Below are 11,944 nucleotides of genomic sequence, written 5' to 3' on the forward strand. Positions count from 1 at the left end.
TGGGTAATTTAAGATCAGGTGAATGATAAATTGTTATGACCCTCTTTTTGCTGCCGGTTGTTTAGCCAGATGGCCGCAAATACCAGGATGGTGAATAAGGTATTAAAGTACATATGCTGGTGCCAGTTCATCTGTGAAATAATGCCGCCACAGGTGCAGGGACGGTCTGTCCGGAGCTCCACCATATAGGTAATGTATACAGTAAATATGGACATTAAGACTGCTGAACCATACAGCCCCCATTTCTGCAAACGAGGTGCGTCTTTAAAAAATGATATGAGTAACAGCAAGGAAATTATTACTTCAATCGGGGGGATTGTATAACCTAATATCGCATAATACTGGCCAATCAACGGTGATCTTGAAAGTGCCCATCTGAAATGATGAATATCCAGGATTTTCGACATGCCTGTATAAAGAAACAGGATAATGCAAAGGCCGGAAACAATGTCAATAAAAAGTTTCTTTTTCATATTACAAGACTTTTATTTGAGGATGTAGATGAATAGATTTTTTCGCCCGCCAGTAAGGCGATGGAAAAGCTTAGCAGAACAGGAAACACCTGGTAGCGCAATACAATGGGAGAAGCAAAGATGCTAAACGCCGAATTCATCAACCACAAGGTAACGGTAACCAGCAGGAGGCGAGTACCAGCCTCACTCAGCCTGAACTGCCCGAAGAATATGAGACCTGCCAGATGGATCAGCAGAAGGAGGTTGGCAAGGGCCGCAAATATGGGATACCACTCCACGAGCTGAAAAGATGCGAACTTTTTATTATTTTTTTTGACCTGCTGACTCTTATAATGGAACCAGCTTTTTGCCATCGGCCTTACACTGTCGTCCCCCATATTATATACACCGAGAAATTCAGTAGGCGGTACCGCGAACTTCATAGCATTAGGACCAAGAAAATTTTCCATAAAGGACCAGGGGTACTTCCGAATCAGGTAGAAAGCATAATCCAGGTACAAGGGAGCTTCCGATGCCCAGCGGGTGAAATAGGGTGTCGTACTGTCTTTCTTATACTGCCTCTCCAGGTACTGATGCAAGGGGCCGCGGCCACTCCAAAGGTAGAAATAGCCGTTTGCTGAATCTTCCCAGGTGAGCTTCACTTTTTTAAGTGTGTCCATATGCTGCCTCACCATGCTATCCAGCCGGGCAAAACGTGCCGGAACGGAAGTCCTGGAAGATGGGGGTATATGTTCATACATGTAGAGCGCATTATTGGCAATCTGCCAGCCGCCGAAGGCAGAAAATTGCCTGGTGCCCGTCGTATCTGCCATTTTCTGGCTCGTGTACAGGAAGGAACAAAGCACCAGTCCGCAGCCCATGGCAATGCCGGCCATCTTCACTTTCCAGGATTGCCAAGAAAGGAGGTAGGCCAACCCTGAGATGAATGGATAATAAATGGCATTATAACGCAGCACAAAACATATCAGCAGCAAAATGGCTTGCAGAAAGATCTGCCAGCGACCCGGGCGGAATAAGATCCAGATGAGGGTCGTAAACCAAAGGAGGCTGGCGCCAATGAACAAGGCATCGGCTGAAATATAATTAGCTACATACAGGGGTATTGGGTTAAAAAGGAAGAATACAAGAAGGATATTACGGATGATCCTGCCAGGTCGCAGAAAAAACAACAGCGTAAAAAGCAAGGACAGGGCCGATATCTGCATAAAAATGTACTGAAAACCTACCAGGAATTTATCGGAATGAGAAAATACGCTGAACATCCGGAGGAATTTGGAATAAGCTACGGGCCACATATTCACATCGACATTGCTGAAGGCTGCATCCAGGTAAGAATAAGAGTCGGGCATATAATTGGCATAAGGGTATTGTATCTTAAAAAGGATAAATTGTACTATAAATGAAATGGCCGCCACGATGCAATACGCACGGTTCCATTTATTTCCCCATATATAATCAATAAAGGCAAGTCTTGGCCTTCGCCCGGGGATTGGAGGATTTATGACAGTTTCGGAAGCGGTCTTTTCTTCGTGATACTCCTGCTCTGTATTGATTGCCCACAAATTGTCTTTAGAGAGAGCCCCTGCGCAAATATTGTCTACAGCGACCATGGCGGTCAGCATACTATGGTCGGCATTATTGTACTTATGCATGCCGTTGCGACCTACCAGAAACAAGTTTTCGTACTTGTCGACAAATTCTCTAATTTCTGAAAAACGGGTATAGGTCCCAAAATAGGCGGGATAGGTCTTCTCCATCCGACGGACCGTAGCATCCAGGACATCCTCCACGCAGGCGAGTCCCATTTTTTCCAGCTCTGCAATCGCATGCTGCTGGATGGTGCTGTCATTCAGGGCCCAGAAATCATCTGCTTTGTTACAGAAATATTCCATTCCAATCCACACCGTATTGGGGTCTTTAATCATCCCTCCTCCCCAATTATTATAAATCATAAGCCGCCCCACTTTAACATCCCTTTCCTGGATATATATCCAGTTATCCTTCAGCTCAATCTTTTCGTATTTTCCATCTTTGCCTGGTGCGGACATGCGTTTCAGTAGGATACCGACGTTGATAAAGTCCCTGTACTGCAGCCCTGATGCTACTTCCTGTACGTTGAGAGGAACCTTTTCTCCCATTCCCGCAATCAGCTCCTTGACCGGCATTGAGGAAAAGAAATAATCGCCTTCGAATAACCTGCATTCGCCTGTCTGCGTGTCCAGGGTATGAATAGAGCAGACCTCATTATTTACCGTGTAGATATCCTGTACCTGTTGATGCAGATAGACCTTCCCTCCCATATCCTGTACCTGTCTCGCCACTTCTTCCCACAGCGATCCGGGGCCGTATTTAGGATATAGGAATTGTTCGATCAGGCTTGTTTCTCTGCCTTTCTGGCCCAGATCGGAGCTTTTCCCCTTACGCATTGATTTTACCGCCTGGGCAATCGCCTTGCTCAGCGATACGCCTTTAATGCGTTGGGCTCCCCATTCCGCCGAAATGTCCTGACAAGGAACGCCCCATACTTTTTCAGTGTAATCTTTAAAGAACAGAATGTAAAGTTCTTTGCCGAACTGATTGATGATGAAATCGGCCAGACTCACTGCCTTTCGGGGAAATAATCTGGCTACAAGGAAGGAGAATAATATTTTAATGGTTCTCAGGAACCCCAGGATTTTCAACGTATCGATGGAAAGCTGTATGGGGTAGGCAAAAAATTTCCGGAGAAAGTAGATCCTCGTCAGCCTTTGAATCACGAGCATGCGTTTATCCGGGTCAGTAGCGGTTGTGATACCCGGCGCAATGGACCGGGACTTGTTCTGGTAGCTTATCGTAAACGTTTTATCCGCTCCTTCCTGCAGAGGCATCATATTCAGCCACCATTCCATTACACGATCTGACTTGGAGAAAAACCGGTGGGGGCCCATATCCATCCGGTTGCCCTTATAGTCGATGGTCCTGGAAATGCCGCCTATATCCCCGCTTTTTTCCAGGATGATGGGCAGAATGTCCGTTCGTTTCAGGAGCTCATATGCAGCTGTCAATCCAGCCGGTCCGGCGCCTATAATGATAGCTTTTTTCATATGAAAATTTGAGAGATGTGGTAACTCAGGACAGGCAAATTACCCAGGCTATGTATTCCCTTCAACCTGATTTATGTTCTGTTCACCGATTGTTTTCCCATGAAGTTTCACTGCAGTGCCTGATAGTACATTTAGTCATTATTCCTTATCCAAATTTTAACGGTTATGCCATCTACGACATGGAAATTGCCTCAGCAATGGGTATATGCATCAGCGGTTCTTTGCTTTTTGATTATCTTTTATTTCTGGGCAGAACCCATTGTCTACCAGAATAATGGTATATTCATATACCCCCTGGACGAGGCTTATATCCGTATGGCCATTGGAAAGAACCTGGCGCTGCATCAATACTGGGGCTTATCGGGGCAGGAATATGCGCCAGCATCCTCTTCACTGCTGTACCCCATTATCCTGGCTCTTTTTTTCAAAATATTTGGTATACACGCTGTCTTTCCCTTTATTATTAATCTTGCTGCTGCATCGATATGGCTTTGGGTTGTCCGGCGATGGCTGCAAAAAGAGGGGCTGTCGCCTGTGCTGCAATTGCTGGCCCTGCTGATCCTTGTCATGCCCATCCCTTTGCCCGTCATTGTAATGACGGGCATGGAACATACATTACAGATTTTGTTTTCCTTCCTTTTTATTTATGATTTTTTCGACTGGTGGGGTGATGAAAATCCATTCTCCCGGAAGATGCCCTGGCAGGTATACCTGTATGGGTTACTGAGTGTCGCTATCCGGTATGAAGGATTGTTCCTGGTTGGCATAGCCTGCGTTTATCTTATGCTCAGAAAAAAATGGCTGACATCCCTTGCTTTGGGACTGATATCTTTACTGCCTATTGTCATTTATGGGCTGTATGGCCTTCGTCATGGTGGATATTTTCTGCCGAATTCCATCATACTGAAGGCGCTGCCCATACCTTTTGATGGGGAGCATGTAAGCCGGTTTTTTAATAATGAGCCGGTCAACAGGCTGTTCTTCCCCATGATTACGCCGGGAACCGTGGCGACCGGGCGATTGCTGGTCATTTTACCCCTGACTTATTGTATGATACTAAATTTCCCGGGGAAGCACCGGAAGTATCGCGCCATTCTTGTATTTTGCCTCGCTACTACCATTTTACACATGGTTTTTTCAAGTTCGTTTTTTTACTACCGCTATGAGGCCTATCTGTTTGCCTGCGACCTTGTAGTACCTGTATTACTTATTGTCCTTCGTGCAAGAGCTATATTCCTGCAAAAGGGGCCTGCAAAATGGGGCATCATACTGGCGGGAATCATATTTTTTTATCCCCTGGCTCATAGAGCATGGTATGCATTTAAGGACACAGCAACGGCCTGCAGGTACACTTATCAACGCGATTATCAGGCCGTGACCTTTCTTAAGAGGTACTATGACCATGTTGTTGTACATATGAACGATCTTGGGATCGCTTCTTTTTATACCGAGGCTGGTGTAGCGGATATTACGCAAGGATTGGCTAATATGGAGGTGGCCAACAGCCTGGAGGACGAGTATTTTAGGCCGGAATTTGTGGATTACCAGGTTTCCAAATTAAAGCCCGCTGTCGCACTTGTATCCGATGCAGGGCTTTTTTATAAAGTACGTCAGCACTGGACCAGGGTGGCAAGCTGGAGAGCTTATGATTTTGTGGCTACGAGGGATCCGGAGATAACCTTTTATGCAGTAGATCCTGCCGCGGCCTCCCTGCTGAAACGGAACCTGCGGCAATATGAAGCCTCCCTTCCCGGGCAGGTCCGGGTGACATATTATTAGTTTCAGGAGTGTGCGGGTTGTGCAATCATTCTAGGCTCTATGGACGTGAAAAGTTTCTGTCCTTTGACTCCGTCGGGATCTTTTGTCGCCCACTCGAGGTAGTCGGTCAGCAGCATGGTGAATGCCAGGAACATGATCATCGGGAACACCTGGTAGCGAATGACGATGATATTGGCAAAGACACTAAAGACGCAATTCAGCAGCAGGAATGCGCTGACGAGGACAATTGTGTAATTGAAGTTCCTGCCCGCCTTTTTCAATCCTTTTTTTCGCAGGTATAAGATCAGAGCTATCATAAAATAGAGGTTCAGGACGGCAAATAAGGCCGTATACATAAAGAGCAGGGTGCCCTGAAATGTCTTCGAAAAGACTTTAATCTTCTCTGATGGGAAATCAAACCAGTATACACCGATGGGCCAGATATCGTCCAATCCTAGGTTGTAAATTTCCAGCTTCTCAAGGGGTGGGAGGAAATAGTTTTTGGTGTTCACCAGGAGATAATACCGTGCATAGGCCAGCGGATGCCGTTTAATGAGAAATAAACCATATTGCCCGAACACGGGCGCCACTTTACCCCAATTCTCCACACTTCCCTGAGTCTTGTATACTCTTTCCATATATTGCTTCAAAGGCGCCTCCGGCTGCCGGATAAAGAAATTTGCGACATAAGAGGACAGCTGGTCCTGCGGACGGGAGGGCTGACCGAAGTATGCCCGGGCTATGCGATCCAGCTCCGCAGTCTCGGGCGTGGGGAATGCTGTACTGTCTTCTTCAATAAACCCCCTCATATACAAAGCATTATTGCCCCATTGCCAGCCCCCTAAAACAGGCGGAAACTGTGGGGTGCCTGTCATTTTCTTTGCTGCATTGGATGAAAAAATAATAAACGGGATGATGAGCAACGGTCCGGAAATGATGCCTGTAAGCTTATACCAGATGGATTGTTTTGACAGAAGAAAGGCTGCCGCGGCAATGATGGGATAATACATCGCATTGTACCTGAACGTAAAGGCGATGAAAAAAACCACCGCCTGTACGGCAATCTGATGAGGGCGCGGACGGTGGATGATCCACAGTATCTCCGTCAGCCAGATCAGGCTCAGCCCGATGAAAATGGCGTCTGTTGTTACATAATTGGCCAGATAAAGGTTTAAGGGATTGAAAAAGAGAAAAAGACAAAGTAATATCCGTGTATTTTTCCCCGTAGGATAGAAATATACAAGTGTATGGTAAAAGTACAGTGCAGATAATTCCAGGAAAATAAACTGGAAAAAGTTCAACGCCAGGGCTGAATGAGTGAACCAGTGGAAGAAAAGAAGGAATTTACTATAGCCGATGGGCCAGATGTTCACGTCCAGATGCCGGTACGCAGCGTCTATATAGCTATAGCTGTCGGAGAAAAAATCAGGGAAAGGATAGAGAAGCTTAAATATGATAAATTCGACAATTACCAGGAAGAGTATAGTGAAACTGTAGATTTTATTTTCCACATACAAATACGTGAAAAAGCTTTTTTTACTGGGCGCCTGTTTCAGCAGCGCATTTGGCAGATAGACTTCCGGTCTGGACTGACCAGGGGCATCGATGTTGGAATTGAATATCTTCATACTGGGAAGTTTTAACAACCTGCCGGACAGCCTGCAGGCAGGCTGCCCGGATGACAGGTTGTATATATGGGATTGCTAGTGATCAGAAAGCCTCAGCCTATACACAGATGTAGATGACAGAATTTAATCTAAGGTATAACGCGGCAATATTCATTTCAACCCGATGTTTGTTCTTTTCTGCTTTCGTTTCAGCTGACCTGCTGATACCTGTACTGTACGGGGCTAATGAGGTGCATCTTTTTAAAGACCTTACAGAAATGGCTTTCGTTTACAAATCCTGAGGCATCTGCTACAGACTTCAGCGGGTCATTAGTGTTTACAAGCAATTCGCGGGCATTTTCCAGCCTCACCTGCTGTATGTATTTGTGAAGTGTTTTGCCTGTACGGTGCTGGAGACCTGCCTGCAGTTTGTCTTTACTGAGGCCGACCTCCATCGACAGATGTTCGGCAGAAATTTTGTCCGAATAGTGCTTTTCAATATACTGTATCGCACAGTCGATACAGCGAAGATCATAAGGGCTAAGCCGGAGGATCTTATCAGCCTTCATACGATGGTTGCTGCTGGTGGTTTTTTCCATGATCTCATGCTTTTAAAGTGGATATAATCGGCAGGGTTATAGGTGGTCATGCGTGGCATTCTCCGGCGGTGAGCAACCGGTGACGAACTGAGGAATATAACAGTTGTAGAAAGGCGCAATCGCTCGCAATTGCATGGTGCTCTTTTTATGAGGCATAGTGATAAAGGTTTAACGGTGCATTTGTCCCACACGCGATGCTATCAACCGGAGCTCTGGCGACAATTTATCAAAAAGGAAATGATTTATTACAAATTTCTATATTCAGAGTAATCCTCCTTTCTTAAATAATATTCCTGCCGGTAATATTTAAGTTTTTCTGTTCCAGCAGGCTCCTGCATTTCCGATGCAGTGATCATGGATATCTTTCCGGGTGATTTTTCTAATGGGGTGCGTACGAAAATAAATGATACTAAACCTTTATCTTATATTCCAAAATGCCTGCTGGTGATTTTGGTTCTGCTGTGTATGCGCCACGGCACGCTTTATGGACAGACCTTTGTAACAGGCCGGCTGCGGGATAGCCTGTTTAGGAAAGATTGTTCATTTTGCGTCGTGTTGCTGTTGCGCCCGGATTCAACCATCGAACGTTTTGTCCGCACCAGGAAGGATGGATCCTTTAGTTTGACAGGGATTTCTGACGGTAGTTATTTGTTGCTGATGACACATCCTTCCTATTCGACCTATAGCATGCCGGTGGAAGTCAGGCAACAGGAGAAGATAGATATAGGCACATTGTTTTTGTCTCCCAAGTCGGAATTGCTGGCAACAGCTACCGTAACACCCAGGAACCTTCCACCAAGGATGCATGGTGATACTCTGGAGTTTAATACGTCAAACATAAAGACAAGGGTCAATGCCACGGTGGAAGAATTATTGATGCGTCTTCCCGGCGTAAGAGTAGACGAGAATGGTATCATCACCGTAAATGGCGTGAAGATCGAACGTCTGCTGGTAGATGGGCAGGATATTTTCAGTGGAGCGCCTGCTATTGTCACAAAAAACTTTAATGCCGACATGATTGCTAAAGTGCAGGTACTGGACAAAAAGAGCAGACAGGCAGAGTTTACAGGGGTGGCCGATGGAAAAACTAAGAAGACAATGAATCTCACGCTGAAGGAAGACAGCAAAAGAGGTGATTTTGCAAAAGCGGAAGCCAGCGCCGGCCCGGGAGGATACTACAATGTCAACGGTCTTTTAGGCGCATTCAATGTAAACAGACAGCTGGTGATACTGGGAATGACGGGCAACGTCGGCAGTACGGGCTTCAGCGGCAATGTCGGCTCTTCGGGATCTGGCCTGAATATTAACACCAGCAGTGGTGACGCATTAGGTGCATCCGCAGGAGCGGGAGTTCCCCGGGTAACAGGAGGGGGTATGCATTATGGCGACAGACTGAATGCGAATGGCGACCATATTTCCGGGGACTATACTTACGGCGGCGTCCTGACGCGCCCATTCTCCACCGTCCTTACCAGTCAGATACTCCCTGATTCCGTATATACCCAGGAGCAAAGGAGCAGCTCGGTAAATATACAGGACCGGCACGAGCTGAATACCTCTTTTGACTATAACCCGGATTCTGTGTCGGCCTTCAGCTTTTCCCTTGGTGGCAGTAGTCTGTGGGGAAAAAATAATCTACTTGCGAGTTCCGGCAGCAGTTTTAATGATACGGCGGTGAATAGCAGTCTCCGCTCCCTGCATTCGGACGTAGAAAACAGGGGTTTCCAAAGTTCCATTATGTGGAGGATACGTGCAAAAAGAAAAAAGGACCGGAATTTTTCTCTCCTGGCCGGTTTCGACAAGCAGGACAATACTACCAATGGATTTGTATATTCTCTGAGCAAATTTTACCAGCGGGATGGCGGATTGAAGTCCGCAGATACTCTGGACCAGCGTAAGGCCATTACTTCGGATAATCTTATTGTAAATAGCGGGCTTTTTTACACGGAACCATTTGGGAAAAACATGGGATTGAGCGCCAACTACGGTTTCACCTACAGCCGCAGTCAGTCCGTGCAATCAACTTACAACCGGGGAGACAGTAATAAATACGAAAAATACATCGACAGTCTTAGCAACCATTACCGAAGCGAAGTACTGACACAGGGCGTCACGGTTAACCTACAAGGGCAGGGTAAAGAATTTTCATATACCGTTGGGGGTGATATCAGTCATTATACCTATCGACAGCATGATGTGCTAAAAAAATCATTACTGGAATATCACTACCTCATTTTTTCTCCACGGATCAATGCAAGGCTGAATATTGACGGTTACAAAGGACTTACGCTTGAGTACAGAGGAAACACGCAGCAGCCATCAATCACTGAACTGCAGCCTGTACAGAACAACAATGATCCCTTGCATATCGTGATCGGCAATCCGGGACTTCACCCGGGCTTTTCCCATAGTCTTAATGTCGCTTTCTACAAACTACAGCCTTCAGTTATCAATGCAGGATTGAGCCTGGCAATGATGACAAATAGCATCAGTACCCGAATTGTGACGGATGATCAGGGCAGACAGATAAGCCAGGCTGTGAATGTAAACGGATCTGGTAGCACTGCGTTGTTTTTTTCCGTGAATCGAAAGTTAAAGTCGCTTGATCTCGATGCCGGCTGTAATACCACCCTTTCTTTTAGCAGAAGCGTCAATTATGTAAATGAGTATTTAAGCAACAATGATAGTTATTATGCTTCTGGAGGAATCAATCTCGGAAAGTTTGTCGTAGATAAATACAGTATCAGGCTTAATTCAACATATCTATATACTTACTCCCGCAGTTCTGTGAATTATTCAGCATTGACCCAATACTGGTCATCTTATAATGATCTTGCTGTGTCCATTTATCTTTTGAAGGGGTATGAGATCAGCACTAATGCCCAGTACAACTGGCGCCAAAAGCAGGGTGATTTTGACAAAAAAAATTATACATTATTGTGGAACGCGTATGTCAGCAGGAACTTCTTCAGCAACCGCCTGGCGCTGCGGTGGCAGATAAATGATATCCTGGACCAGAACGTATGGATTGGCCGTATTGTCAATGGTAACCAGGTTACGCAAACCACACTTAACACTATCGGGCGGTACTGGATGGCTTCTGTGAGCTGGAGATTTATACGGCACAGAAAAATAGGCTAGGCTCTTTTCCTGAAATCTCCTGGCGTCACCCCATACATTTTCTTAAATGCCTTGATAAAGCTGTTGACGCTGCGATAGCCCGTGAGGGAGGCGATCTCCTTGATACTTCGGCCAGACTCATTCAGCAGCTGGCGAGCAACCTGCATGCGCTCGCTTCGGAGGTATTCATAGACACCATTGCCAAACAGCTCCCGAAAGCCATTCTTCAGCTTGAACTCATTCATGCCCACTTTCTGCGCGATCTCCCGGATGACAAAATGGTAGCGTATGTTCTTCCGGATCATATCCCTGGCTGCCTGGATACTGTCGATCTCGTAATGATTGTAATTGCTGGCGGGCTGCTGCAGGACGGCCTGGTGGAGGAGATGGAATAAAAGTGTATTCACCAGGAGGGTGAAATATTTTTGATTGGATTGGTCTTCGAGGGACACATGGAGGAGCCTGTAAATGACATCCTGCATTTCCTTGGTGATCCATTCGGGGCGTGACAACAGAGCGGTAGGTTGACCCTCCTTCATTTTTTCCAGGAAAGTGGTCAGTACTGGAAAATAGGGCGCCCACTCCTCAAGCAATGCCATATCGTATTGGATCCCCAGAGTGACATATTCCCGAACGCCATCAAACTGATCCATCAGGTCGAATTGAGGGGAATAGATGAGATTGAACTGGCCTTCCCTGATCAACATTTTACCCAGTCCGGCAATCTCCGTAGGCCTGTCATGCTGCAGGGCCAGGTATGCCCTTAAATAGGGAACTTCATCACGGACGCGTAGGCTGGCTTTTTTATTCACCAGGTATACGGAATAAAATACTCTCGACCCGCCGGCCGGCATTTCCTGGATAAGAACCTTCAACTGTTCGTTGGTGAGAGCAGATGCGTCGCTGCCCGGCAGCTGGTACCGGGTCAGCTCCGTGGGAATTTCCCTGGACAGGCTGTAATCCTGTTGATTGAATGAGAAGACCATTAGCCTTTGGATAAGGTGATTTTAACAATGTTTTATCCAGACCAACCCGGCATGGGTCAGTCCATTAAGAAACTAATCAGGAATCTGCCTTCTTGTTTGTAGTAATAACTCTTTCGTTGCCGGGAGTAGAGAACGGGCGCTCCGAAATCTTTCATGAGCTTGATATATTCGTACGTGCTTCTCTCGGAAATTCCGATCTTATCGGCGAGCTCCGACGGCGTACCTGTCCCTTTTATCCGGATGAGCTGATCAATACGACCCAACCGGTGAAAGATCTCTTTCTGCATAGAATAAGGTTTAATTTTTCGAGATCAAATG

The 11,944-nt window shown here is 46.2% G+C and carries 8 protein-coding genes; 2 read left to right on the top strand and 6 right to left on the bottom strand.

What is annotated here, in order from left to right; all coding sequences use genetic code 11:
• Positions 1–14 precede the first annotated feature (14 nt).
• Positions 15–473 (bottom strand): MauE/DoxX family redox-associated membrane protein, encoded by a 459-nt coding sequence (locus tag Q4E93_RS34465; RefSeq protein WP_368501890.1) that lies wholly within the window; start codon positions 471–473, stop codon positions 15–17.
• Positions 470–3,556 carry an NAD(P)/FAD-dependent oxidoreductase gene (locus Q4E93_RS20815; RefSeq protein ID WP_303588525.1) on the bottom strand — a complete coding sequence of 1,029 codons (3,087 nt, stop codon included), beginning with the start codon at positions 3,554–3,556 and terminating at the stop codon, positions 470–472. Before Q4E93_RS20815 ends, Q4E93_RS34465 begins: the two co-directional genes overlap by 4 nt.
• A gap of 165 nt (positions 3,557–3,721) precedes the next feature.
• Between Q4E93_RS20815 and Q4E93_RS20820 the strand changes: the two genes are divergently transcribed.
• Positions 3,722–5,335, top strand: a complete 1,614-nt coding sequence (locus Q4E93_RS20820; protein ID WP_303588527.1) for a DUF8728 domain-containing protein — start codon at positions 3,722–3,724, stop codon at positions 5,333–5,335.
• Positions 5,336–5,337: 2 nt separating this feature from the next.
• Here Q4E93_RS20820 and Q4E93_RS20825 read toward each other — a convergent pair whose 3' ends face one another.
• Both Q4E93_RS20825 and Q4E93_RS20830 read right to left on the bottom strand, forming a co-directional pair.
• Complete coding sequence (locus Q4E93_RS20825) at positions 5,338–6,942, bottom strand: hypothetical protein (RefSeq protein ID WP_303588529.1); 1,605 nt, start codon at positions 6,940–6,942, stop codon at positions 5,338–5,340.
• Between the two features lie 188 nt (positions 6,943–7,130).
• Positions 7,131–7,520, bottom strand: a complete 390-nt coding sequence (locus Q4E93_RS20830; RefSeq protein ID WP_303588531.1) for a helix-turn-helix domain-containing protein — start codon at positions 7,518–7,520, stop codon at positions 7,131–7,133.
• Positions 7,521–7,964: 444 nt separating this feature from the next.
• Between Q4E93_RS20830 and Q4E93_RS20835 the strand changes: the two genes are divergently transcribed.
• A complete protein-coding gene (locus Q4E93_RS20835; RefSeq protein ID WP_303588533.1) occupies positions 7,965–10,661 on the top strand; it encodes an outer membrane beta-barrel protein in 2,697 nt (898 codons plus the stop codon).
• Here the strand turns inward: Q4E93_RS20835 and Q4E93_RS20840 are convergent.
• Together Q4E93_RS20840 and Q4E93_RS20845 are read right to left on the bottom strand one after the other, a co-directional pair.
• Entirely contained in the window at positions 10,658–11,626 is a 969-nt protein-coding gene (locus tag Q4E93_RS20840; protein WP_303588535.1) for a helix-turn-helix transcriptional regulator, read from the bottom strand. The two genes, Q4E93_RS20835 and Q4E93_RS20840, sit on opposite strands and share 4 nt — an antisense overlap.
• Before the next feature lie 56 nt (positions 11,627–11,682).
• A complete protein-coding gene (locus tag Q4E93_RS20845) occupies positions 11,683–11,913 on the bottom strand; it encodes an HTH domain-containing protein (protein ID WP_303588537.1) in 231 nt (76 codons plus the stop codon).
• Between the last annotated feature and the right edge of the window lie 31 nt (positions 11,914–11,944).

The organism is Flavitalea plasmicola (genome assembly GCF_030546645.1).
In the GTDB taxonomy this organism is placed as follows: domain Bacteria; phylum Bacteroidota; class Bacteroidia; order Chitinophagales; family Chitinophagaceae; genus Puia.

What these genes read in the sequence shown, in the direction of transcription:
- Q4E93_RS34465 (WP_368501890.1), bottom strand. Translation starts at nt 473, where the DNA reads ATGAAAAAGAAACTTTTTATTGACATTGTTTCCGGCCTTTGCATTATC.
- Q4E93_RS20815 (WP_303588525.1), bottom strand. Translation starts at nt 3,556, where the DNA reads ATGAAAAAAGCTATCATTATAGGCGCCGGACCGGCTGGATTGACAGCT.
- Q4E93_RS20820 (WP_303588527.1), top strand. Translation starts at nt 3,722, where the DNA reads ATGCCATCTACGACATGGAAATTGCCTCAGCAATGGGTATATGCATCA.
- Q4E93_RS20825 (WP_303588529.1), bottom strand. Translation starts at nt 6,942, where the DNA reads ATGAAGATATTCAATTCCAACATCGATGCCCCTGGTCAGTCCAGACCG.
- Q4E93_RS20830 (WP_303588531.1), bottom strand. Translation starts at nt 7,520, where the DNA reads ATGGAAAAAACCACCAGCAGCAACCATCGTATGAAGGCTGATAAGATC.
- Q4E93_RS20840 (WP_303588535.1), bottom strand. Translation starts at nt 11,626, where the DNA reads ATGGTCTTCTCATTCAATCAACAGGATTACAGCCTGTCCAGGGAAATT.
- Q4E93_RS20845 (WP_303588537.1), bottom strand. Translation starts at nt 11,913, where the DNA reads ATGCAGAAAGAGATCTTTCACCGGTTGGGTCGTATTGATCAGCTCATC.